General features: G+C 68.4%; 21 protein-coding genes and 5 pseudogenes. 12 read left to right on the forward strand and 14 right to left on the reverse strand.

Annotated features, from left to right (window positions below; genetic code table 11):
- The first annotated feature begins 112 nt into the window (after positions 1–112).
- Positions 113–1,600, forward strand: coding sequence for a lipase family protein (locus ACWD6R_RS25405; protein WP_451820803.1), 1,488 nt, complete (start codon positions 113–115; stop codon positions 1,598–1,600).
- Between the two features lie 183 nt (positions 1,601–1,783).
- Here ACWD6R_RS25405 and ACWD6R_RS25410 read toward each other — a convergent pair whose 3' ends face one another.
- On the reverse strand, positions 1,784–2,503 hold the full coding sequence (locus tag ACWD6R_RS25410) for an IS6 family transposase (RefSeq protein ID WP_451820804.1): 720 nt from the start codon (positions 2,501–2,503) through the stop codon (positions 1,784–1,786).
- A gap of 62 nt (positions 2,504–2,565) precedes the next feature.
- A complete protein-coding gene (locus ACWD6R_RS25415) occupies positions 2,566–2,970 on the reverse strand; it encodes an integrase core domain-containing protein (protein ID WP_451820805.1) in 405 nt (134 codons plus the stop codon).
- A gap of 60 nt (positions 2,971–3,030) precedes the next feature.
- Here ACWD6R_RS25415 and ACWD6R_RS25420 point away from each other — a divergent pair.
- The 3 genes and pseudogenes from ACWD6R_RS25420 to ACWD6R_RS25430 all read left to right on the forward strand — a co-directional run.
- Positions 3,031–3,186, forward strand: a pseudogene (locus tag ACWD6R_RS25420) (sensor histidine kinase); the annotation flags it as partial.
- Entirely contained in the window at positions 3,177–3,842 is a 666-nt protein-coding gene (locus ACWD6R_RS25425; RefSeq protein ID WP_451820806.1) for a LuxR C-terminal-related transcriptional regulator, read from the forward strand. The pseudogene ACWD6R_RS25420 and the gene ACWD6R_RS25425, both read left to right, overlap by 10 nt.
- A gap of 94 nt (positions 3,843–3,936) precedes the next feature.
- Positions 3,937–4,257 (forward strand): recombinase family protein, encoded by a 321-nt coding sequence (locus tag ACWD6R_RS25430; protein ID WP_451820807.1) that lies wholly within the window; start codon positions 3,937–3,939, stop codon positions 4,255–4,257.
- 13 nt (positions 4,258–4,270) lie between these two features.
- On the opposite strand, the gene ACWD6R_RS25435 is transcribed toward ACWD6R_RS25430, so the two are convergent.
- Positions 4,271–5,356 (reverse strand): integrase core domain-containing protein, encoded by a 1,086-nt coding sequence (locus ACWD6R_RS25435; protein ID WP_451820823.1) that lies wholly within the window; start codon positions 5,354–5,356, stop codon positions 4,271–4,273.
- A 576-nt stretch (positions 5,357–5,932) separates the two neighbouring features.
- On the opposite strand from ACWD6R_RS25435, the gene ACWD6R_RS25440 reads away from it, so the two are divergent.
- Positions 5,933–8,191 carry a M4 family metallopeptidase gene (locus ACWD6R_RS25440; protein ID WP_451820808.1) on the forward strand — a complete coding sequence of 753 codons (2,259 nt, stop codon included), beginning with the start codon at positions 5,933–5,935 and terminating at the stop codon, positions 8,189–8,191.
- A gap of 56 nt (positions 8,192–8,247) precedes the next feature.
- A complete protein-coding gene (locus tag ACWD6R_RS25445) occupies positions 8,248–8,463 on the forward strand; it encodes a hypothetical protein (RefSeq protein ID WP_406415397.1) in 216 nt (71 codons plus the stop codon).
- 37 nt (positions 8,464–8,500) lie between these two features.
- On the opposite strand, the gene ACWD6R_RS25450 is transcribed toward ACWD6R_RS25445, so the two are convergent.
- Genes ACWD6R_RS25450 through ACWD6R_RS25465 form a run of 4 tightly spaced genes read right to left on the reverse strand, consistent with a single transcriptional unit; the run spans position 8,501 to position 9,619 of the window.
- Positions 8,501–8,764, reverse strand: coding sequence for a hypothetical protein (locus ACWD6R_RS25450; RefSeq protein ID WP_451820809.1), 264 nt, complete (start codon positions 8,762–8,764; stop codon positions 8,501–8,503).
- Between the two features lie 41 nt (positions 8,765–8,805).
- Positions 8,806–9,102 carry a nuclear transport factor 2 family protein gene (locus tag ACWD6R_RS25455; protein WP_451820810.1) on the reverse strand — a complete coding sequence of 99 codons (297 nt, stop codon included), beginning with the start codon at positions 9,100–9,102 and terminating at the stop codon, positions 8,806–8,808.
- Positions 9,099–9,476 (reverse strand): putative T7SS-secreted protein, encoded by a 378-nt coding sequence (locus ACWD6R_RS25460; RefSeq protein WP_451820811.1) that lies wholly within the window; start codon positions 9,474–9,476, stop codon positions 9,099–9,101. Before ACWD6R_RS25460 ends, ACWD6R_RS25455 begins: the two co-directional genes overlap by 4 nt.
- Positions 9,473–9,619 (reverse strand): hypothetical protein, encoded by a 147-nt coding sequence (locus tag ACWD6R_RS25465; protein WP_451820812.1) that lies wholly within the window; start codon positions 9,617–9,619, stop codon positions 9,473–9,475. The genes ACWD6R_RS25460 and ACWD6R_RS25465 overlap by 4 nt, the downstream gene beginning before the upstream one ends.
- A 327-nt stretch (positions 9,620–9,946) precedes the next feature.
- Here ACWD6R_RS25465 and ACWD6R_RS25470 point away from each other — a divergent pair.
- Positions 9,947–10,204: pseudogene (locus ACWD6R_RS25470) on the forward strand (hypothetical protein); the annotation flags it as partial.
- A gap of 781 nt (positions 10,205–10,985) precedes the next feature.
- Here ACWD6R_RS25470 and ACWD6R_RS25475 read toward each other — a convergent pair.
- On the reverse strand, positions 10,986–11,828 hold the full coding sequence (locus ACWD6R_RS25475; protein ID WP_451820813.1) for a hypothetical protein: 843 nt from the start codon (positions 11,826–11,828) through the stop codon (positions 10,986–10,988).
- Between the two features lie 201 nt (positions 11,829–12,029).
- Between ACWD6R_RS25475 and ACWD6R_RS25480 the strand changes: the two genes are divergently transcribed.
- A complete protein-coding gene (locus ACWD6R_RS25480) occupies positions 12,030–13,157 on the forward strand; it encodes a transposase (RefSeq protein WP_451820824.1) in 1,128 nt (375 codons plus the stop codon).
- Positions 13,097–13,441: pseudogene (locus ACWD6R_RS25485) on the forward strand (cysteine hydrolase family protein); the annotation flags it as partial. The gene ACWD6R_RS25480 and the pseudogene ACWD6R_RS25485, both read left to right, overlap by 61 nt.
- Positions 13,442–13,675: 234 nt before the next feature.
- On the opposite strand, the gene ACWD6R_RS25490 reads toward ACWD6R_RS25485, so the two are convergent.
- Positions 13,676–14,875, reverse strand: a complete 1,200-nt coding sequence (locus ACWD6R_RS25490; protein ID WP_451820814.1) for an FAD-dependent oxidoreductase — start codon at positions 14,873–14,875, stop codon at positions 13,676–13,678.
- 5 nt (positions 14,876–14,880) lie between these two features.
- Positions 14,881–15,342 carry a hypothetical protein gene (locus tag ACWD6R_RS25495; protein ID WP_451820815.1) on the reverse strand — a complete coding sequence of 154 codons (462 nt, stop codon included), beginning with the start codon at positions 15,340–15,342 and terminating at the stop codon, positions 14,881–14,883.
- A 100-nt stretch (positions 15,343–15,442) separates the two neighbouring features.
- Here ACWD6R_RS25495 and ACWD6R_RS25500 point away from each other — a divergent pair, with 100 nt between their 5' ends.
- A complete protein-coding gene (locus ACWD6R_RS25500; protein WP_451820816.1) occupies positions 15,443–16,057 on the forward strand; it encodes a PadR family transcriptional regulator in 615 nt (204 codons plus the stop codon).
- A 213-nt stretch (positions 16,058–16,270) separates the two neighbouring features.
- On the opposite strand, the gene ACWD6R_RS25505 is transcribed toward ACWD6R_RS25500, so the two are convergent.
- The 4 genes and pseudogenes from ACWD6R_RS25505 to ACWD6R_RS25520 form a co-directional block, all read right to left on the reverse strand.
- Entirely contained in the window at positions 16,271–17,179 is a 909-nt protein-coding gene (locus ACWD6R_RS25505; protein WP_451820817.1) for an aminoglycoside phosphotransferase family protein, read from the reverse strand.
- A gap of 215 nt (positions 17,180–17,394) precedes the next feature.
- Positions 17,395–17,952, reverse strand: a complete 558-nt coding sequence (locus tag ACWD6R_RS25510) for a relaxase domain-containing protein (RefSeq protein ID WP_451820818.1) — start codon at positions 17,950–17,952, stop codon at positions 17,395–17,397.
- Positions 17,953–18,015: 63 nt separating this feature from the next.
- Positions 18,016–18,144, reverse strand: coding sequence for a hypothetical protein (locus ACWD6R_RS25515; RefSeq protein WP_451820825.1), 129 nt, complete (start codon positions 18,142–18,144; stop codon positions 18,016–18,018).
- Positions 18,129–18,200: pseudogene (locus tag ACWD6R_RS25520) on the reverse strand (IS6 family transposase); the annotation flags it as partial. The pseudogene ACWD6R_RS25520 and the gene ACWD6R_RS25515, both read right to left, overlap by 16 nt.
- Before the next feature lie 77 nt (positions 18,201–18,277).
- On the opposite strand from ACWD6R_RS25520, the pseudogene ACWD6R_RS25525 reads away from it, so the two are divergent.
- Both ACWD6R_RS25525 and ACWD6R_RS25530 read left to right on the forward strand, forming a co-directional pair.
- Positions 18,278–18,877, forward strand: a pseudogene (locus tag ACWD6R_RS25525) (cytochrome c oxidase subunit I); the annotation flags it as partial.
- 272 nt (positions 18,878–19,149) lie between these two features.
- Positions 19,150–23,098: DNRLRE domain-containing protein (locus ACWD6R_RS25530; RefSeq protein WP_451820819.1), on the forward strand; the 3,949-nt coding region annotated here is incomplete at its 3' end.

The raw sequence follows: 23,098 nt of genomic DNA on the forward strand, positions 1-23,098 counted from the left end.
CCGAACGAGTGAATCAGAGAGCGCAAAGAGCCTGACATCCGTCAGGATACTGAGTATGCGAATACATTGAAATGGAGATTTTTGACGATGTGTGAAGACTTAAGGAGCGAGCATGGCGGCGGCACAACAGGCCACTCCGATCACGCCTCAGGTGGCCATGACCCTGGCCGCGATCGCGGCAGCTGGAGCGACTCCGCGTCCGTCGGGGGAGACCCTGCAAGCCCAGACCGAGCGGATCAAACTCGGCATCACCCGGCATTTGTCCAACTCCCCCCTGACGAAAAGCTGGACACCGACGTGGCTCGCGCTGAGCCCGGAGAACGCGAACATGGCGTACATCGCCAAGAACAACGACGGCTCGAACCAGTTTGCCGTGGTCGTCCGCGGGACGATCGCCAGCGTGACCGACATTCTCGAAGACCTCGACGTCGGCACGGTGGTGCCGTTCACCGCCAGCGGGTCGAAGTCCCCCATCTCCGTGTCGAAGGGGGCGATGGACGCCTTCACTCAGGTCGTCGACATGCGTTCGCTCGGCACCGGCTCCAATCTCGTGCAGGCGCTCGCTGGCCTCTTGACGGGGGTGCCGCAGCCGACGGTCTACGTGATTGGTCACAGCCTGGGTGGTTGCATCGCGACCATGGTCGCGCTGTACCTGAAGGCGCAGACCTGGCAGAAAAGCCAACCGCAGTTCGGGGTGGTCACCTTCGCGGCACCCACCGCCGGTCTGGAGAGCTTCGCCGGCTACCTCACCTCCCAGTTCGGGAGCATGAACCAGCGCTACGTCAACGCCTACGACGTGGTGCCGCTGGCCTGGGCCGATCTCCCCACCGCGGAGAGCTGGTACCCGGATCCCGGACCAGCGGCGACCCTCGACGTGAAGGTGCTCCTCGGGGCGATCGCAACTCTGCGCGGGAACAATGTCTACGTCCAGCCGGGCACTGCCGTCAGCAAGAACACCGACTACATGATCCGCGACGACAATTTGGTCAAGGCCTCGGTTGAGGATTTCCTGGGCCAGGTCGCATTTCAGCACGCCAACTCCACCTACCTCAGACTGCTGGACGCGCCCGTCCTCTCCGGGCCGCCGGCGGTGACCAGCGTGATCCCCAGCTTCGGCGCATCGGGCACACAGGTCACTATCAAGGGCCGCGACTTTAGCAAGGATTGCGACGTCGACTTCGGCCCCATCCCGTGCCAGAAACCACCCACGTTCAACCCTGACGGCACCATCACTGCCGAGGTGCCCGACGGGACCGGCATCGTCAACGTGTATGTCACCAATCCCCTGGGCACCTCCCCGGCCGTCCCGCTCGGGCAGTTCGCCTACGGCGGGCCCGAACCCGTGGTGGTCACCGGCGTCACACCGGACAGGGGCAGGGCCAACGACTCGGTCACTATCTCCGGCGCGGGCTTCGCGAAAGGCGCCACCGTGTATTTCGGGAAGAACACCTCGCCATCCGTCCAGGTCGACTCGGACAAGATCGTCGCCAAAGCACCCCCGTCGGGCAAGCCTATGAGCACGACCGTGGACATCACCGTGACCGTGAACGGCTACTCGTCCCCCACCAGTCCAGCCGACGAGTTCACCTACACCGGGTGACACCGGAGTCGGTCAGCTCACTGGATGCGGACAGCGGTCGCCCCGCGGTCCGGGATTAAATCGCGTCCGTGAGCCCAGTGGCCCAAATGCCGCTTCGCCATCGAAGGGGCGCTGTCACGTTGTTGAGTGTGTGAGTGCCTGACGGTGTGTCGGGTGTGGTGGGGCCAGGTTCCGGCTCCGTGCTCAGGCCGTGGCAGGCAGGCCGGCGACGCCGGTGACCTGATCCCAGATGGCGAAGCGGGTGGTCATCTCGGCGCGGTATTCGGTGCCGGTCATCAGGTGGCGGCGTGGTCGGAAGTGGGGTGAGATGCCGCTGAACGCGGACAGGAACCGATGGGCTCCGCGGACGCTACGGAAGCCTTTCATCGCGCGTTCGCGCTGCCGGGTGGGCCGATGGGAGTTCTCGGCCCGGTTGTTCAGTCCCTTGTGGGAACGGTGCTCGACGGAGGGCATGACCTCGCGGTGGGCCGCGCCGTAGGAGCGGAGCTTGTCGGTGACCACCACCCGCGGCACCGAGCAGGTCTTCTTGAGCAGTGTGCGGAAGAAGCGCCGGGCCGCGGCCTTGTCCCTTCGGCCCTGGACCAGGATGTCGAGCACGTTGCCGTCGGCGTCGACGGCCCGCCACAGGTACTTCAGTTCGCCGTTGATCTTCACGAAGACCTCGTCCAGGTGCCACTTGTTGCCGGGCCGGGGCCGCCTCCGGCGCAGGCCGTTGGCGTAGGCCTGCCCGAACTTCGCACACCAGCGCCGGACCGTCTCGTGGGAGACGAGCACGCCGCGCTCGAGCATCGGCTCCTCGACCTCGCGGAACGACAGCGGGAAGCGGAAGTACAGCCACACGCAGTGCGCGATGATCTCCACCGGGTACCGGTGGCCCTTGTACAACGGCGGCGCGGACGACACGAGCGATCCTGTGCCGCTCGAAAATAGGATTCGGCCCTGTGAGCTGCGGCGACGCCGCGCGGTCAGGCAGCGTGGTGGTACTCGTTGATCAGGCCGTCGAGGATGGGTTGTCGCCGGATCCGGTGGGCCTGGAGGTCGGTGACGGTGGCCGGGGTGGGCGGTTCGTTGGTATCTGGGGGTAGTTGATGTCGGCCCTGGTGGGGGCGGTGCTGGTTGTAGTGGCTGATGTACGCGGTGAGGACTGCATGAGCGTGAGCCTCGTTGTAGATCAGGATCCGTTCGAGGATCTCGCGGCGTAGGGTGCCCACGGCTCGCTCACAGATCGCGTTGGCTCTCGGTGCCCGGGGTGGGCTGAGCAGGATCTCCACATCGTCTGCTTCGAAGACGACGTCGAAGGAGCGGGTGTATTTCGTATCCCGGTCCCGGAGGAGGAAGCGCAGCGAGTCCATCCGACGCCCCAACGTCATGGCGAGGTTCCTGGCCTGCTGCGTGGTCCACTGGGCGGTGGGGTGGGCGGTGACGCCGGCAAGGTCACCGACGACGGGACCGGCGGGGCGGACGCATCTCGAGGCAGCGGCCTGGACGGAATTCGCCGCCGCGCCGCCGCCCTGGACGGCACCATGAAGATCAGCAGCCCGCCGGGCGGGCCGACCACCATCACCGTGGAGCTGCCGTGCGTGTAGTCATCGCCGAGGACAACGTCCTGCTGTCCTGCGGACTCGAACTCCTGCTGAGCTCCCAGGGCTTCGAGGTTGCCGCGATCACGGATGACGCCCCCGGCTTCCTCGCCGCCGTCGAGACCCACCGCCCGGACGTCACCATCGTCGATGTGCGGCTGCCCCCGACCTTCCGCGACGAGGGTATCCGCGCCGCTCTCCGGGCCCGCCGCGACCGCCCCGGACTTCCCGTCCTGGTCCTGTCTCAGTACGTCGAGCAGGAATACGCCGGCCGCCTCCTCTCCGACACCCGCGGCGGCATCGGCTATCTACTCAAAGACCGGGTGAGTCGTATCGCAGAGTTCACCGACGCACTGCGCCGCGTGGCCGCCGGCGGTACCGCCATGGACCCCGAGGTCATCGCCCAACTTCTCGCCGTCCGCGGCGATCCCGTCGACGCCCTCACCCGCCGCGAACGCGAGGTCCTGGCGCTGATGGCCGAAGGGCACGACAACGCCACCATCGCCCAGCGGCTTTTCATCACCGACAACGCCGTCCACAAACACATCGGCAGCGTCTTCCTCAAACTCGGTCTGTCGGCCCGCGACAGCGGCCACCGCCGGGTCCGCGCCGTCCTGGCCTACCTCCGCCGCCACGGCGGCACCGAACCCAGCCCCTGTTGAGTAATCGACCGATTGATGAGCAAGGTCGCTTAGCGGAGGTTCGCGGCTGGATCGACGCCGGATCATGCCCATAAAACGGTGTCAAAAAGTAGGCGTGCTCAAGAAAGACGGCATGACCCTTTTCTGTACGACCTGGCGGGTGCAGCAGCCTCCGGACGACGACACCGCCGACCTCCTCGCCCCTGTTCCGGCCGCACGGACCGGCGATCTTGTGGGATACGCACGTGTGTCCACCAAGGGCCAGTTGCTCGATCGGCAGATTCACGCGCTCACCGATGCCGGATGCAGCCGGATCTTCTCGGACAAGAAGTCCGGCAAGAATGCCGAGCGCGAGGAACTGTGGAAGGCCCTCAACTACCTGCGCGCCGGCGACACCCTCGTCGTCCCGTCGCTGGACCGTGTGGTGCTCGAATAATCATCGCTCCTGGTCAAGCGGCGTATCGGTACTCGTTGATCAGACCGCCGAGGACGCGAGTGCGCAGGACTCTGCGGCTGGTTGGCGCATGGATCGGAGGCAGTTGTTCGTGGGCTTCCGGAGGTAACTGGCTCCGGGCCCGGTGGGGGCGGTGTGCGTTGTAGTGCCTCTGGTATTCGGCCAGGACCTGGCGCGCGTGAGCCTGACCGAAGATGAGGGTGTGGTCGAGGACTTCTCGGCGCAGGGTGTCGATCACTCGCTCGCAGTGGGCGTTCGCCCGCGGCGCGCGGACCGGTGTCTTGATGATCTCGGTGTCCTCCGCTTGGAACACGGCGTCGAAGGACTCGGTGTACTTGCTGTCGCGGTCTCGGATGAGGAAGCGCAGTGAGTCGGTGCGTATGCCGAGGTCAGCGGCGAGGTTGCGGGCTTGCTGGGTGGCCCACGCCGCGGTCGGGTGTGCGGTGACGCCGGCGATGTGCAGGCGCCGGGTGTGGTGCTCGAGGAAGACCAGGGCGTACAGGCGTTGCAGGCCGATGGTGTCGATGTGGAGGAAGCCGCAGGCGATCACGGCGGTGGCCTGCGTGGAGAGGAACTCGCGCCAGGTCGGGCCAGTGCGGCGCGGGGCCGGATCGATTCCTGCGGCGTGCAGGATCTCCCAGACGGTGGAGGCGGCGATCAGGTGTCCGAGCCGGGCCAGTTCGCCTTGGATTCGGTGATGGCCCCAGCGGCTGTTCTCTCGGGTGAGGCGCAGCACGAGCTTCTTGATGGCGGCTTGTGTGGGCGGACGTCCGGGGCCGCGGCGTCGTTTGGAGTAGTCCCAGCGGCGGGCGAGGAGTTTGCGATGCCAGGCCAACAGCGTGCTCGGAGTGATCGGGCAGACCGTGGCCCAGCGGCGGCGGGGGATCAGCGATGAGAGGGCTGCGAACCACAGGCGGTCCGCTGGCTCGTACCGTACTCGTCCTTGTAACTGGCGTCGTAGCACGGCGTTTTCGTGGCGCAGGACGAGAAGTTCAGCGTCTTTCGCTGTGTCTCGTCGTAACAGCACTGCTGGGACGGAGAGAAGACGTCCGGTCACGTGGTACAGGAGCGACACGATCACCCGAGCATGGTCGCAGACCCACGCACCGGCCGTGGCCTTTTGGGCCAGCAGCAATGAATAACCGAGCCCCACACCCGGCTGTCCGTTCTCGGTCGCGGCGGTGCAGCCTTCCAGTGGGTGGTCGGGCAGCCGGCCCTTGGGAGCCCAGGAGGTCTGGCCCTGGGTGTTCCACCCCGCGAGGCCTGCTCCTGACTCGGTGTGGCCGCCGTAGATGCCCCACGCCGCGCTGGCCTGACGTGGAGGCGACTTTCCGAGCCCCACAGGGCGGTGGTGCGGAAGATCCGGCGGTGCCGGAATACTGCCGCTGCACCGCCGTGCGGGGCGGCCAGGACCGGAGGGAGTCACCCGGGCTGTCGAAATCCGGCCATTCAGGAACTCGACACCCTCAGGGAGATGACATGCACAGGTCGACAATGGCAGGCTCTTGATCGGCTGCATGGGGCTAGGCGTTCCCCACAGGGATCTCGCACCGCTGCGGTCATGTCCTCCTCACCGCACCACCAGCTCTACTCGGGCAGTACCCCCTGCCCGGGCTGTCACCGACCGCAACCCCGGTCGCCGCAGAAGGAGTTCCGCGTGAGAAAGACCCCCCGCAAGGCTGTTGTCGCGAGCGCGCTCATAGCGGGCGCCGCGATGATCGCCGTTGCACTCCCCACGTCCGCCACCGCCGGCACCCAGACCGACGCGCCCAAGGCGCAGGTCCGGGCCGGTGCGCTGCAGGTCCAGCTCAGCCCGAGTGAACGCGCCACGCTGCTCGCCGACGCGCAGGCCACCGTCGCCACCACCGCCAGGACCCTGGGCCTGGGCGGCCAGGAGCAACTGCTGGTGAGGTCCGTCCTGAAGGACGCCGACGGCACGGTGCACACCCGCTACGAGCGGACCTTCGCGGGCCTGCCGGTCCTCGGCGGGGACCTCGTCGTCCACGCGGCGGCGAACGGCGCCGTCAAGGGCGTCAGCAAGGCGACCAAGGCGACGGTGAAGGTCGCCTCGACCACCGCCGTGAAGAGCGCCGACTCGGTGAAGACCTTCGCGCTCGGCCGCGCCAAGGCCAAGGGCACCACCGCCCCGAAAGCCGACACCGTCCGCAAGGTCGTCTGGGCCGCCTCCGGCAAGCCCGTGCTGGCCTGGGAGTCCGTGATCGGCGGCGTGCAGCACGACGGCACCCCGTCCGAGCTGCACGTCATCACCGACGCCACCACCGGTGCCAAGCTGTTCGAGTACCAGGGCATCGAGACGGGCACCGGCACCGGCCAGTACAACGGCCAGGTCACCCTCGGCACCACGCTGTCGGGCTCGACCTACGAGATGACCGACGGCACCCGCGGCGGCCACAAGACGTACGACCTGAACGGCGGCACGTCCGGCACTGGCACGCTGTTCACCGACGCGGACGACGTCTGGGGCAACGGCCTGCCGAGCGACCGTCAGACCGCCGGTGTCGACGCCGCGTTCGGCGCCCAGGCCACGTGGGACTACTACAAGGACGTCCACGCCCGCAACGGCATCAAGAACGACGGCGTCGGCGCCTACTCCCGCGTGCACTACGGCAACGCCTACGTCAACGCGTTCTGGTCCGACTCGTGCTTCTGCATGACCTACGGCGACGGCTCGGCCAACGCCAAGCCGCTGACGTCCCTCGACGTGGCCGCCCACGAGATGACCCACGGCGTCACCTCCAACACCGCCGGCCTGATCTACAGCGGCGAGTCCGGCGGCCTCAACGAGGCGACCTCGGACATCATGGCCGCGGCCGTCGAGTTCCACGTGAACTCCGGGACCGACCCGGGTGACTACCTGGTCGGCGAGAAGATCGACATCAACGGCAACGGCACCCCGCTGCGGTACATGGACAAGCCCAGCAAGGACGGCGCGTCCAAGGACGCCTGGTACTCCGGCATCGGCAGCATCGACGTCCACTACTCCTCCGGCCCGGCCAACCACTGGTTCTACCTGGCCTCCGAGGGCAGCGGCGCCAAGGTCGTCAACGGCGTGAGCTACAACAGCCCGACCTCCGACGGCCTGCCCGTCACCGGGATCGGCCGCGACGCCGCCGCGAAGATCTGGTACCGCGCGCTGTCGACCTACATGACCTCCTCCACCAACTACGCCGCCGCTCGCACCGCCACCCTGCAGGCGGCCGCCGACCTGTACGGGCTCGGCAGCGACACCTACAACAACACCGCCAACGCCTGGGCCGCCATCAGCGTCGGCAGCCGCATCGTCCAGGGCGTGACGGTCACCGACCCCGGCCTCCAGACCACGCTGGTCAATAAGTCCGCGAGCCTGCAGATCCAGGCCACCAGCACCAACCCGGGCGCGCTGACCTACACGGCCACCGGCCTGCCGGCCGGCCTGTCGCTCAATGCCTCCACCGGCCTGATCTCCGGCACCCCCACCACGCTGGGCACCAGCACGGTCACGGTCACGGTCACGGACTCGACCAACGCCTCCTCCACCGCGACGTTCACCTGGAACGTCGTCAGCGTGATCAAGACCTTCGAGAACACCACCGACGTCGCCATCCCGGACGGGGGCGCCGCGGTCTTCTCGGACGTCAACGTCACCGGGATCGCCGGCAAGGCACCGAGTGCCCTCAAGGTCGACGTGGACATCAAGCACACCTGGCGCGGTGACCTGGTCATCGACCTGGTGGCCCCTGACGGCACGCTGTACCGCCTGAAGGGTTCCAACATCAGCGACTCGGCCGACGACGTGCTCGCCACCTACACCGTGAACGCCTCCAAGAAGACCGCCAACGGCACATGGAAGCTCAAGGTCCAGGACGTGTTCAGCGGCGACAGCGGCTTCATCAACAGCTGGAAGCTGACCTTCTGACCTCAGTAGCAGCTGACTGAGGCGGCGGGACCCCTCCCGCCCGGGCCCGGCCGGCCATGACCGGCCGGGCCCGAACGCTGCTCCGGGCTCCGGGCCGCGAGACCCGGGACGAATTGCAGATCCACCTGGTCCCTGTGCTGCTGGACGGTGGAGTGCGGCTGTTCGGAGTGCGGCCGTTCAAGGAGATAGGCGACCATACCCGCGAGTTCGAGACCACCAGGGTCATCGACCTCCCCGGGGTCGCCCACCTCCGGCTACGCCCCGTCAAGTGACGGCCGGCGGCCCGGTGCGGACCGCCGGTCGCCCAGCTCAGTGCGCGTCGCGGATGAGGGAACGCACCAGTCGGCACGTGGTGCTGGACGGCGGGTGGCTCCCGATCCGGGCGGCGGTGGCGCATATCCGCCGGTTACGAGCCTGCTCGGCGCCGTAGACACCCGTGTCGAGCAGAGTGATGGCCAGGCGCATGTCCTTCAGGCTGCAGTTGTGGTTGTGGGACTCGTACCATTCGCGCGGCTGCCCGGCAGGCAGCCGCTTCTTCTTCAGCGGCTTCGTCGTGACTGCGGCTACGGCCATCAGCGACGTCCAGCCGGCCGGTGGCCGGGAAGCCCCGGACCTCACGGTGCGTGCCCCGGATCGTCAGCCGCACCCCGACCTGGTCGCCCGACCGAAGACGTCGTCCATCGGACCTCGAAGTCGGGGAAGGCGGCGGGCAGCACCTCGGCGTTCCGCCGCCACGCGTCGCGTCCCCGCATCTGGAAGGGCATCCCCGCGATGTTGATGGCGAAGTCTTCCGTCACCAGCCGGGTGCAGGCGTCGAGGTCATGGCGGTTCAGCGCGGCGAAGGCGGCACGGACGAGCGCCACGGGGTCCTGGCCGGGCCGGGGCGCGGGCGTGGGGATGTGGCCGGTCATGGCGGGTCCTTCGTCGGGTCGGCGGTGGGCGGGGACCGCGGCCTGGCCCCGTTCCACTGCCGGATCGCGTCCCCGCCCTGTCCCTGCGCCCACGCCAGGGTCGACTTGTAGATGGTCAGCGCGGTGGCGGCGTCGTGGAAGCAGTCGCGCGCCTCCAGCCACTTCCGGGGCCCGCCCTTGAAAGCGGCCCGGAACGCGTCGCCGGCCTTTCCCGACGAGCCGTCGGTGGTGTCGATTCGCTTGAGACCCTCGTCGGTCGAGTGCAGGGGGTCGCCGTAGCTCTTCAGCCAGGCGGCGGTCGAGGTGATCGCCTCCGGGTCGTCCGGTACGAGCTCCTTCGGGTCGCACGTCTGTCCGAGGTCCTTCGCCGTCACTTCGCCCCCGGATCCTCGCCGTTGTCACGGCTGAGCGTGCCGCTCAGATGCCCGGCAAGCTGCCCTTCGAGCTGGCCGTAGGCCTTCACGCTCGCGTTGAGGCGCTGGGAGACCTGCGTGGCGTCCTTCGCCAGGTTCTCCACGCCGATCTCCCAGCGGGTGCAGAACTTCCCGAGGACGTCGGCCAGATGAACGTGGCCGACGTCCTCCTTCTTGTGGCCGAGATCGCTGACCTCACGGCCTGCCGTTCTCGACCTGGAGTCTGGCCAAGCTGGCCGAACAGCAGGAGGACGGATCCGGCGGCGCGGACGTCCAGGGGCAGGTCGGTGTCGGTCAGGCACTGCTGGAGGAGTTCGTCCAGTTTTCCAAACGGGTGCGTGTCCGTGTTGCTCCTGACCAGGGCCATCACATCGCGTATATATCCGTGACGTCAGGTGTCAGGGACATTCGTCACGCTGCTGGGCTGAGCATCCATCCGGGTTCCCTACTGCGGCCAGTGGGAGACCCTCTCCACCGGCATACAGGCGATCAACAAGTCCCACGCCAAGATCCGTGTCCTTGTAGAACCGGCCGTCGCGACCCTCAAGGGATGGCGACCGCTACGCAAGCTCCGCAGCTTGACCACCCCCCTCACCCTGCGCAGCACCTCCGACGGCAGCCGGTGCAGCAACGCCGCCAAGAACGCTCGATCGCCCGGGGTGAACCGCACCCTGTCTTTGCCGAGTTGACGCTGAAGCACCGTGATCTGATGGCGCAGGGCAAGGATCTCCGCGTCCTTGTCCCGGTCGCTCATCGGTAACAGGCGGACCATGGCGAACGCTTGGGTCACGGTCAGGTAAGCCAGTCGCAGCAGCACGACCGACCATCATGTCGGGGCAATCACCAGCTGCGCGAGAACACCCCCTCGAGCCCCGCGCCCGAGACCCCGCACACCCCCGCGCACCGCCTCCCACCAGGACGGATGAGGATTTCGGCAGGGGCAACGCCCTCACACCGGGCGTCTACTCGACGCAGCTCCGCGCCACTGGCGTGGGAGCGGCCATCAGTGTCGATCGCGTGGGCGCCATCGTCGCTCCCTCCGCGGCGGGTTGGCTGCTCCACTCCGGCTGGACACCACAGGGGCTTTACGTAGCCACTGGTGTTGTATTCGCCGCAGCGGGTCTACTCGTGTTCGCCATGCGCGCGAAGCGGCCCGGAAAGGACGCCGCACTCATGGCGGAGCCCGCTCCCTCGGCTTCATAACGTTCCAGCAATCCGGAGAACACGCGGACGACGTCCTCAGATGCTGACGCGTCTGTGGGCGTCGTCGCAGACACCTGCACCTCGCCCGACGACGGGCCGGCGTCCTCTTCGCGATGCTCCGCGACGACGCCTATTCAACGAACCCCAGCCAGCAGCCGCCGTCGCCTGACCAGCGGCTCAGCCAAGAGCACGACTCGCTCGGCCTCGACATCGAAGCCGAGCACCGGACAGCCATAGCCGCCTCGTCCAGCGGCGCCCCCACCTGATTCACAGGGCCGTCGGCCGTTCCGGACGGTGCAGTTGGCCGACGTCACGGACAAGGTCCAGGCCGAGGACGCGGTCGAGATGGGCGAAGGTCTCGAACTTGGCACCGGCCGGTACGTCGGACCGTCCCGCCACATCGGCCAGCAGATCCAGCACTGCGTCGACACCGAGATCGTCGACGAGCGCCGCATGTGACTGTCGCAGCAGGTCGGCGGGGATCGGCCTGGACGGCTCCTGCGCCCAGTCGGCCACCTGCCGGCGCCACCGCCGCAGTGTCCGCCGGGCGTCGGCCATCGCTCCACCGGTGACCGTGACAGGTGTGCCGTAGCGGCGGCCGAGCAACAGCAGGCGCACAGCCAGTGGATCGGCGACCTCCGGTACGAGTACGTCCGGAAGATCCGGGGAGAGAAGGTGGCCGGGGTCGGGGACACCCTCGTCCAGCGGCGCCGTGCTGACCTGCCCCACATCGATCCGGACCCCGCCCATGACGTCGTCCGTGTCGGTGCCCTGGGCGACCACATGTACGTCGGCGGGGCCGCCGAGCGCCCCGTCCGGATGGTGGCCTCCGACGACGACGGGCGGATGGATGCCGAGCACGGCCATGACGCGGTCGAGCGCCCGGGCCTGATCGTCCGTCAGGTCCGGGGTGGTAAGGACCGTGACAACCTGCAGGCCGTTCAGCTCCGCGGTGCGCGCCAGTACGTCACCGATCAGCGGCACACGCAGGTACACCGGACCGACCCCGGTGCCGATGGCCGGCAGATGGACGCAACTGCGCAGCAGGCGGCGTGGTGCGGCGGGGATCTCCACGGGGTGACCGGTTCGGGTGTCGGCGATACGCAGCATGTTCCGAGGCTAACTTGACTCTGTCGGGGATCTTGGGGTTTCCCGGTGCGGCAGCGTGATCAGTGGGCATGCTCGGGGTTGTTTCGAAGGCCGATGCAGTTGTCGAGGTGTCCGTTGTCCGTCCGTCCCCGTTCCGGTGAGCAGGTCCCGTCTCTGACTGCGCAGGTCGCGCGGGCGAGCAATCCGGGTGGCACGACAGCGATGTGGGTGAGAGACCGGCTGGACGGGCTGTGGTGCGACAAGGACTTCGCCGGCTGGTACCCGCGCGACGGGCGCCCCGGCCTCTCGCCCGCCCAGCTGGCCACCGTCTGTGTGCTGCAGTTCCTGCTCGACCTGTCGGACCGTCAGGCGGCCGAGGCGGTGCGCTGCCGCATCGATTTCAAGTACGCCCTGGCCATGGAGCTGGACGATCCAGGCTTCCATCACAGTGTCCTGGCCGACTTCCGTGAGCGCCTCGCCCAGGGCGATCGCGCCGACCGCCTGCTCGACCTCGCACGGGCCCGTCTCAAGGACGCCGGGCTGGTGCGCGAACGCAGCACGCAGCGCACCGATTCCACCCATGTTCTGGCCGCGGTGCGCGACCTGACCCGGCTGGAGCTGATCACCGAGGCGGTGCGGGCCGCCCTGGAAGAGCTCGCCGGCACCGCCTCGCACCTGCTAGCCGGCCTGGTGGACCAGGAGTGGGGACGCCGCTACGGCCGTCCGGTACGCCTGGGCAAGAACCCCACCCGGCCCAAGACCAGGATCAACACAACCGGCGACGACGCCTTACGGCTGCTGGAGCATCTCCGCGGGCACGGGGCAGGCCGCGCGTTCGGTCCCCGGGTCCAGGCCCTGCGGCAGATCATGGTGCAGAACTACTACCGCGACGCGGCGGGCCGCCTGCGCTGGCGCACCGACGACGACGGCGGGCTGCCGCCCTCGTCCCGCGCGATCATCTCCCCCTACGACCCCACGGCCCGCTACGCCCGTCGAGGGCAGACCACCCGCTGGAAGGGGTTCGTCGCCCATCTCACCGAGACCTGCTCGTCCGACGGCGCCAACGTGATCACGGACGTGGCCACCACCCCGGCCACCACCAACGATGCCCAGGCCCTGCCCGGCATCCACACCCGCCTGGGGCGCCGCGGCCTGCTGCCCGCCGAGCACCTCGTCGACGGCGGCTACACCTCCCTGGTCCACCTGGAACAGGCCGCCCGAGAACACCAGGTCACGGTCACCGGACCGCTGCCGGGCAACCCCACCCGCCAGCACCGCAGGAACGAAGGCTTCGGGGCGACCCAGGCACCGAGATCCACCCCGAGGTCGCGCCCCGGCCGGGCGACGTGATGGTCTCCAAGAGGCGGGCGAGCGCGTTCTCGGGCAGCGATCTCGACGTGGTGCTGAGGGCACGCGGTATCGACAGCCTCGTGCTCACCGGCATCGCCACCAGCGCTGTGGTGCTGTACACCCTGTGCCAGGCGAACGACCTGGACTTCGGCCTCACCGTCCTCTCCGACGCCTGTCTGGACACCGACCCAGAGGTGCACCGGGTCCTCATCGAGCGACTGTTCCCGCAGTGGGCAGATGTCGTCACCGTCGACGACTGGCTCAATGCGATCGCACCCCGATAGCGGCAGACCAACGACAGGGAGTCGGCCGAGGCCGTCGCCCGGGTCACCGGCGAGTTCTGTGAGGAGGCCGCCAAGCGCTACGACGCGCAGGATCCTTGGGGGCCGAGCCCCCTCGATCACGGAGGTCAGCGTCTGAAACCGCTTCAACTTCGCCACCCGGCAGGCGCCAGGCGCGGTGCCGGACCTGACACAGGGTCCACGTCCCGGGCGTCGCGGCCGAGGACGGGCTGGAGTTCAGGTGAGCGGGGCCGCCTTCGCGTTCCAGTCGATGTGGTGGTCGAACTGCCAGGCCATCTTCTCCGGGTTGATCAGCTTCATGGTCGCCGGCATCACGAGGTCGCGCAGTACGCGGCCGACCGGGCCCGCGGTCTTGTTGCTGTTCGTGCGGGCGCCGAGTTTGATGATGCGTTCGACGCGGGGGCGGCGCAGTTGTTCGTACGTCGAGAAAGCCTGGTCGTAGGGCAGGTCCCTGAGGCAGCGCGCCAGTTCGACGGCGCTTTCGGTGGCGATGGAGGCGCCCTGCCCGGAGCTGGACGAGGCGGCGTGGGCCGCGTCGCCGATCAGGGTTATGCGGCCGCGGGTCCAGGTCGGGACCCTTGGCATGTTCTCCATCGGGCCGGTGATGAGGAGCTGGCGGGGGTCGGTACGGCTGATCATCTCGAGGGCGGGGGTGCGGTCGTCGGCGAAGGCGGTCTGCAGGGTACGCATCCACTCCTTCGCGCCGATCGCCTGGGCCTCGGCGACTGTCATCGGGAGGACGTGGGGCAGGTTCACGAACCACATCGCCGAAGAGTCGTCGAAGACCTGGTAGCCGAAGAAGGCGCGCTTGCCGAAGCACATGTACATGACGCCGTTGGTGGAGGGAAGTCCGGATTGGTGCATCCGGGCTCCGAAGCAGACCAGGCCGGCGTAGTTCGGCTGTGGCGCGACCGGGTCGATGAGGGGGCGGACCGTGGAGCGGATGCCGTCGGCGCCGATCAGGATGTCGGCGCTGGCCTGCGTACCGTCCGCGAAGTGCGCGGTGACGCCGGAGTCGGTGTCCGTCGTGTCGGTCAGCCGCTTGCCATGGTGGATGGGTACCGAGCGGCGCTCCGCCTCGTCGTAGATCGCACGGTAGAGATCGGCGCGCCAGACGAACTGCAGCGACGGGAGGCGGGAGGGCGGGGCGAACTGTGCGAGGTGCTTGCCCGTCCAGCTCCGGAGGCCCATGGCGGTGACCGGTGTGCCGATGGCGCGGACGAGGTCGCCCGCGCCGATCGCGTCGAGGGCGTTCTGGCCGTTCGGGGCGATGGTCATGCCGCCTCCGGCCCCGTCGGCCGTGGAGTCGTACGCCTCGTAGACGGCGGCCTCGATACCTGCGTGGTGGAGGGCCATCGCGGCGACGGGGCCCGCGATACCGCCGCCGATGATGAGCGCTGTGCGGGCTTTGCTCATGCGGGTCATGACTGGTGCCCCCTGGTCGGGTCGTCGATCGTCGGTACGCCGCCGGTCTTGTGGGCGCGGCGCACATCCTGGACGTATGCATGGGAGAACATCGCCGACAGGATCGCGATGCCACCGCGGTGGATGCGGATCTCGCTGTTCGTCGCAGAGCCGGACAGATGGATACGGCGGCCGGTCTCCTTGTCGCCGGTGGATGAGGACCGGGAGTCCTTGATCTTGCCGCGGGCGGTCCACCTCAGGTTCCAGTAGTCAATGGCGGTGCTGTCGTCGAGGAGCAGCTTGACCATGGCCCGGTCCATGTCGATGTGAATCTGGATGTCGTCGGGGAGGCCGGGGGAACGGAGGTCGAGGACAGCAGCCCCATGGCGGGCCTTGACCGCGAAGCGGCCAGCCTCGGTCCAGCTTCCCAGGTGCTTGACGAGGTCGTGGTCGCAGTGGATGCGCTCGGTGAGGGACATCTCGGTGGTTCCTCTCTGGGCGGCGCTGCGTTGACCATTTGATAGTTGCACTGCAACTAATGTCTCGTCAACTAGTCCTTCTGAGGCTAAAGTGAAGTCCATGACTTCATCTGCTCCCCGCAGCTCGCCCCTCGCCCTGACCGTCCTGGCCCTGCTGCATTACAAGCCGCTGCACCCGTACGGCATCCAGCGCCTGGTCAAGGACTGGGGCAAGGAACAGGTCGTCAACGTCAGGCAGCGTGCGAGCCTCTACCGCACGATCGAGCGACTCAATGGCGACGGGCTGATCGCGGTTCGCGAGACAGAGCGCGATCAGCAGTACCCCGAGCGAACCGTGTACGAAGTCACTGACGCGGGGCGCGAGACCGCCCGCGCCTGGCTGGAGGAGATGCTCTCCGCGCCCAAACAGGAATTCCCGGAGTTCCCGGCCGCCCTGTCAAATCTGCTGCTGCTCACGCCGGAAGAGATGGCGAACGTACTGGAGCGGCGGGCCGACGCACTCGCGGAGAAGCTCGACGGACTGGAAGCGGCCATGGCCGCAGAGGCGGATCAGGGGCTGCCGCGCATCACCCGCCTTGAGACCGAGTACCTGCGAGCCGTAACGGCCGCGGAGCTGAAGTGGGTGCGCGCGGTGGTCGAAGACTTGCGAGCCGGCGGGCTCGCGTGGTCGAAGGATCAGCTCGACGCCCTCGCGGCGGGGGCGGTGCATCAGTGAGCCCGCCCCCGGAGGTTCCGGGGACGGCCTGAAGCGTTGCGCTCTCGCGGGGTCAAACCCCAGCCGTTTGTCCCATCGCATGCCAGTTGGCAGCCGGCAGGTCTCCAACCTGTCGGGCTGCCAGGTGGTTTGGGAACGGAGTCGCAAGTCATTCTCAAACGAGTTGGCTCTTGCGGAACCGGAGTCCGTGGTGAGGCCCCATCCGGGACTCGTTCACCGCTCGCCGGCAGCCTCCAGGATCGCGCGGAGGCGCGACAGGCATTCGCTGGCGAAGGCGGGATAGGTGCCCCAGTAGTACGACACCCCGCTGACTCCGACGGCGATGGCCCACGCCCGGGCACGCAGCCACGTCACGTCGCCGAGGCTCATGGCGTCCCAGTACGCCTGTCGAGCCCCGGGTGGAAGGTCCCACAGAGGCGAGTGCTCGGCGTCGGGAAAGCCGACTGAGAGGCCTCCGAAGTCGATGACCGCCTGCAGCTTTCCCTGCTGAACCAGAAGGTTGGTGGGTTTCAGATCTCCGTGGAGCCACACCTGCCGGCCGGATGGCTCGGGCAAAGCGAGCGCACTCCGCCACAGGTGTCGCAGGTACGCGATGTCGAGGTCGAGACCCTGGATCGTTCGACAGTCGTCGAAGCACCCACTGATCCACCGGTCACAAGCTTGCAAGCCACCTCCGCGGTACCAGCTGAGCTCGCCCTGACGAGCGGCTCCCATCAGGGGAATGGAGTGCAGCCTCTGCACGATCGCTGCCAGGTCGGCCCCGAAGGCGGGCCAATCGGTGACCGATCCCAGGCTGGCTTCATCGCCATCGATCCAGCGGTACACCGACCAGACGAGCGGGAAGGCGGAACTCGGGGTACCGGCGTGCACCGGCTCCGGGATGCGACAGGGAAGATATGGCGCCAACCGCGGCAGCCACGTCTGCTCCTTCCGTACGGCCTTCGCCTTGTCCGGGGTGCGCGGCAGCCGCATGAGCAGCTGGTTGCCGAGCCGGTACATCGTGTTGTCCGTGCCCGCACCGGCCGGCGAGATGGGGAGGGCGGCCCATTCCGGTCGCTGCTCCCGCAACAGCGACCGGACGACCGCCTCATCCACACGGATCTCGTTCTCATGGAGTGTCACGGTGAGAGCCTTCTGCCCGGGCCTCGCCGCCGCCAGTGATTTTCCCAAGGCGGTCGCCGCTCAGAACACGATCCGCTGAGAATCTGCCAGGTCAGGTGAGACCGAGTGAGAATCTGCCAGCTTCAGTGCGACAGGACACCGTTCGTCTCACTTCTGTGTCCTTTGGGCCGGACGAGGGACATCGCCTGTGAGAAAAGGACACAGAAAGCGCGAACCTACACGTTCCCCCACTTCCCGTCCGGCCGCCGCGACTTGATCGACACAACGGCGTGATCGTGCAGCAGCGGATTCCCGGACCTGGACTCGTAGTGCCGGAAGACCGCGATGATCAGCCCGTCCTTCACCGGGGCGCGATGCTTGCCGCCGCTCCCCCACCGGATCTGCGCGACCGACTCCTCCAGCCACGCCAACGTCTTGTCCCGGGCGATGTCCTGGCACAGCTCCAGCACCCCGCGGGTCCCGTCATCGGACAGCGCCCACGCGGCCTGAGCGGAGATCCACCGGCGGGGGCTGACCAGCCGGCCCCGCAGGCCGCCCTGCCCCCATCCCCGCCGCCACCACCTGGATCGGCCGCCGAGCGCCTCCTCGATCTGGTGCGCCGGGACGGCCTCACGGTGCGCCCCACCCAGACGGTCGGCCGGGTCGAACTCGACGGCCTGATGGAAGTCGCGGAGGTCCGGGTGACGCAGGGGTGACGTGGGGCTGACCTGACCGGGCGTCCGTTCGGCCCCGGCGGCCGACCATGCCGCGGCACCTCGGGACGGGGACGCCACGGCGCAAAGGCGTTGTTCGTCTGATACGACTTCAGCGCGAGCAGCAGCGCGGGCTGGTGCTCGTCAGAGTCCGTGACCTCCTCGGCCCAGACCGGTCTCCCTCGCCAGTCGCGCGTCGAAGTAGCGGCGCGAACCTCCGTCGAATTCCGGGATCTCGATGGTCAGCAGCGACCCAGCCGGAAGTACAGCCACACGCAGTGCGAGATCACCTCGACCGGATACCGGTGCCCCTTGTACGACGGCGACATGCCCTCCACGGACGACCCCCTCCACCGTGATCAGCCCGAGGATCCTCCCACCCTGTCAGCCAACGTGACAGCGCCGGGTGAAGTTCTTCAACTGGATCGGCACGATGTGGAAGAGGTCGCTGTCGTTCGAGACACCGATGCTCTGGGCAACGGGTTTTCTGGTCAACTTCGTCTTCGGCGGTCTGACCGGAGTCATCCTGGCGTCACCGCCGCTGGACTTCCACGTATCCGACTCCTATTTCGTGGTCGCGCCCAAGTTCACCGGCAAGATGCTCGACGAACGCCTCGGGAAGGTCACCTTCTGGGTGCTGACGATCGGTTTCCACCTCACGTTCCTCGTCCAGCACTGGCTGGGTGCCCAGGGAATGCCCCGCCGGTACGCGGACTATCTGGCCGCCGACGGATTCACCGCGCTCAACACCGTCTCCACCATCGGATCGATCCTGCTCGGCCTGTCCTTCCTTCCCTTCCTCTACAACGTCTGGAAGACCTCCCAGTACGGCGAACGGGTGACCGTCGACGACCCCTGGGGAGTCGGCCGTTCGCTGGAGTGGGCCACGTCCTGCCCGCCTCCCCGGCACAACTTCGTCTCACTGCCCCGAATCCGCAGCGAGAGCCCGGCATTCGACCTGCACCATCCGGAGATCGCCGCACTCGACCACGCGGGGACGCACTGAGCCGGAGAGTCACGCCGAGGACAGCCCGGTCCGGCGAGATCCGAACGCCCTTTTCACAGCCGCCCGTGCGTTTTTCCTTTTGTTGCCATGCACATCTTCCGGAATACGAAATTCCGAATTGGTGTGCGAATTCAGAGGAGTTACGCTCCCCCCTCCAATGATCCATCTGAGGGGAATCTGTGAGACCTGCTGCTCGGACCGGCCGATCCGGAAGAAGACCGGGGGCGACGAGACCGTCCCGCTGGGCGGTCGCCGCCACCCTGACGGCCCTGTTGGCGACCTCCTCGCCTCTGCTGTCCTCCGCGGCCTCGGCCGACCCCAAGAGCGAAGGCCCGGACGCGGTCGCTGCCCGACAGGAGGAACCCCAGGCCCGGGTCGAGCTTCTCTCGGAACGCACCGCGTCGACCACCACCTGGGCGAATCCCGACGGCACCACCACGGTGGAGTCCTACACCGGCCCCATACGCGTGAAGCAGTCCGACGGCGGCTGGAAGCCCGTCGACACCACCCTCGTCGCAGACGGCGGCACGATCCGCCCCAAGGCCGCAGCGGCTGACATCACCCTCTCCGGAGGCGGGAAGAGCCGGCTGCTGGCCGAAGTCTCCCGGGGCGACAACTCCCTCAGGCTCGACTGGAACGGCACGCTGCCCGCACCCGAGCTGAACGGGGCCACCGCCACCTACCGGAACGCCGTCGAGGGCGGCGACCTCGTGGTGACCGCCCTCAAGGAGGGAATCTCCCACTCGGTCGTCCTCAACGAGCGCCCCGACGGCCCGGTGACCTACGAACTGCCGGTCCAGGCCGACGGCCTGACGCTTGAGAAGGCCTCCGACCAGAGGCTTCTGTGGAAGGACGCCACGGGGAAAGCCGTCGCCACCGCGCCGGTCCCGGTGATGTGGGGCTCCGGCGAGCGGGGCGGTACCGGCGAACCCGAGCACCTGGCCGCGATCGACGTCACCGTGAAGCGGGAACCCCACGGAGACGGGCAGGTGCTCGTACTGAAGCCGGACCCGGCCTTCCTCTCCGACCCGGACCTGGAGTACCCGCTCACCATCGATCCGACCGACTCCCTCCTCGGTCCGGTCACCGACACCTGGATCCAGTACGACGACTACCTCACCTCACAGCGAGGCTCGACGGAGCTGAAGTCCGGTACGTACAACGGAACGGAGAAGGCCCGCTCGTTCCTCAAGTTCGACGCGGCCAAGTACGCCGGCAAGCACATCCTCGACACCGACCTGCGGCTGTACTCGTACTACTCCTCCACCTGCAGCACCGCCAACTCCGGTAACCAGGTGCGCCGGATCACCACCACCTGGGACCCGTCGGCGGTTTCCTGGTCGGCCCAGCCGTCGACCACCACGACCGGTGCCGTCACCTCCACCGCCGCCAAGGGCTACAACAGCAACTGCCCGGCCGGTCTCGTCTCCTGGGACGTGGACGCCATCGTCCAGGCCTGGGCCGACGGCCAGCCCAACTACGGCGTGCGGATCGCCGCGGTCGACGAAGCCGATCCGCTGACCTGGCGCCGCTACCATTCGGCGAACCAGACCGACGGATCCCACAACGCGGCCTACGAGCCGTCTCTCTCGGTGACCTACAACAGCCTGCCGGGCACTGCCGCCGCCGTCGCGCCCGCCTCCGGAAGCCTCACCTCCGACACCACGCCCACCCTGTCCGCGAAGGCATCCGATGCCGACGGCCAGCAGCTCACCCACACCTTCGAGGTGTGGACCAGCACCGGTACCTCCGCCCTGCGCACGGGCACCTCGGTCGCCGTGGCCTCCGGAGCAGCCGCGACCCACACGGTCGAGGCGCTGCCCGCAGGTTCGTACAAGTGGCGGGCCAGAGCCTCGGACGGCACCGACACCGGCGCGTGGTCCGCCTGGCAGACCTTCACCGTCGACACCACCGCCCCCACGGCCCCCACCATCACCTCCAGCAGTCATCCCGTGGCCGCCACCTGGTACACCGCCTCCTCCTTCTCCGGCTCGCTCGCCGCCACCGACGTCTCGGGCATCGCCGGCTACGCGGTGAAGATCGACCAGAACGCCACCACCAGCCCCGGCACCACCGTCACGCAGACTGCTACGGCCCTCGCCCGGACCGGCCTCGTGGACGGAACCTGGTACGTCCACGCGGCCGCCGTCGACAAGGCCGGACTCTGGTCCGCCGCCCGTCACTTCTCCCTCCAGGTCGACGCCACCGCGCCCGGCGCCCCCGGCGGTCTGACCTCCACCACCCATCCGGTGGCCACCAGCGCCTACGCGAACCGAACCGCCTCCTTCACCTGGTCCGCTCCCGCCGACCTGTCCGGTGTGGCGGGCTACGCCGTGACCGTGGACCGGACGGCCGAGTCCCTTCCCCCGACCTCCGGGACCCCGCAGACGTCCGCGTCGTACACCGCGACCACCGATGCCGACGGCACCTGGTACGTCCATGTCCGGGCCAAGGACACGGCAGGCAACTGGTCCTCCACAGCGGCCCATCTGCCGTTCAGGGTGGACATGAACCTGTCGCCCAGCCCGGTGATCACCTCCTCCTCCCATCCCGACCAGACGCGGGCCTACCGCAGCGGTGACCTGACTGCCTCCTGGACGGCGCCTCCCGGCTCCTCCGCCGGCTACAGCCTGGTCGTCGACAAGGTCTCCGACACCGTCCCCGACGCCCAGCCCGAGACCACCGGCACCACCCACCGGGCGCAGCTCACCGAAGGCACCTGGTACCTGCACGTCCGGGGCATCGACGGCAACGGGAACGGCGGCGCCACCTCGCACTTCCGGGTCGTCGTGGACACCACCGCCCCCGACGCCCCGGCCGTGACCTCGGCGGACTACCCCGCCGACGCCTGGGCCGGCGATGCGGGGGTCACCGGCTCGTTCCAGGTCACCCCACCCGGAACCGACACCGCGAGCCTCGCCTACCGGGTGGACGGCGGCGCCTCCACCACGGTCCCCGTCACCGGCAGCCCGGTCGAACTGCGGATCACTCCGGCCACGGCCGGCAGCCATCTGCTCACCGTCACCGCCACCGACCGGGCGGGCAACGTCTCCGCCGAGACCTCCAGGGCCTTCCACGTCGGGCGTGCGGCCATCACCGCCCCGGGCAACGGCGATATCCTCGTCGGCTCGGTGGACCTCGCGGTCAGCAGCCCCGCCGGACTCACCGAGGTCACCTTCCTGTGGCGAAAGTCGCCCACCGCGGTCTGGGAATCCATCCCGGCCGACCAGGTGACCCTCGTCTCCGACGGCTCGGCGGTGACCTGGCCCGTCCACCTCACCAACGGCGTCACGCCGAAGCTGGTGTGGGACACATCCTCCCTGTCCGGTAGCAGCAGCCTGCAGATCGGCGCCCGCTTCGGCGGCCCGGCCTCGCTCCCGCTCGCGGAGCCCGTGTCGGTGACGGTGGACCGCATCGAGATCATCGAGGGCGGCTCCGGGACCGACGTCCAAGAAGCGCAGCCCGCGCAGGCGTACGCCCTGGAGGAAGCCACGGCCCGTGCCGCCGCGGCACCCGATGTGTTCGCCCCGCCGTACATCGACCGGACCACCCAGACGGTGGTGGCTCCCGTCGTGGACGCCGGCGCGCTCGCGGAGGCCGCCGCACCGATCCAGGTGGTCGAGGCACCGGCCGACGAGGGCACCGGAACCCCGGACGAGGGTGCCGAGGGAGAGGCCAAGCCGGACGGTACGCCCGGCGAGTCCGAGTCACTCCCTGCCCTGCCCGCAGACGATTCCGCCGAGAGCACCGGAGAGGAGAACTACGCCCTGGAGGAGCCGAGCGGGCAGGAAGAAGCCGACCAGCCCGCCCCGGGCACCCCCAGCGTCACCGTGCAGGTCACGCCGGAAGCCGAGGTCGTCGCCCACAGCCTCGCCTCGCTGGAGTCCGTCCGCGACGAGGTACTGCAGCTTCCGGAGAGCGAACTGCCCGGCAGCTCCGCGCTCCGACTGGCCTACGTCGACCCTGAGAACAACCGGGTGGTGGTGGAGACCGAGACCGTCGACAGTCCTCTGGCCACCGCCCTCGGAGAGCGGTACGGCTCCGACGCCGTCGCCGCGGAGCTCGTTCCCACGACCCCCGTGGAGACGTTGGACCGCCGCAACGACACCTCGCCGTACTACGGCAGCGGGCGGATCAAGTCGTACCTGACGACCAGTTCCGCCACCTGGTGCACCGCGGGCTTTCCCTGGCGGTACGACGGCAAGTGGTACATGCTCACCG

Source organism: Streptomyces sp. NPDC005151 (genome assembly GCF_053599875.1).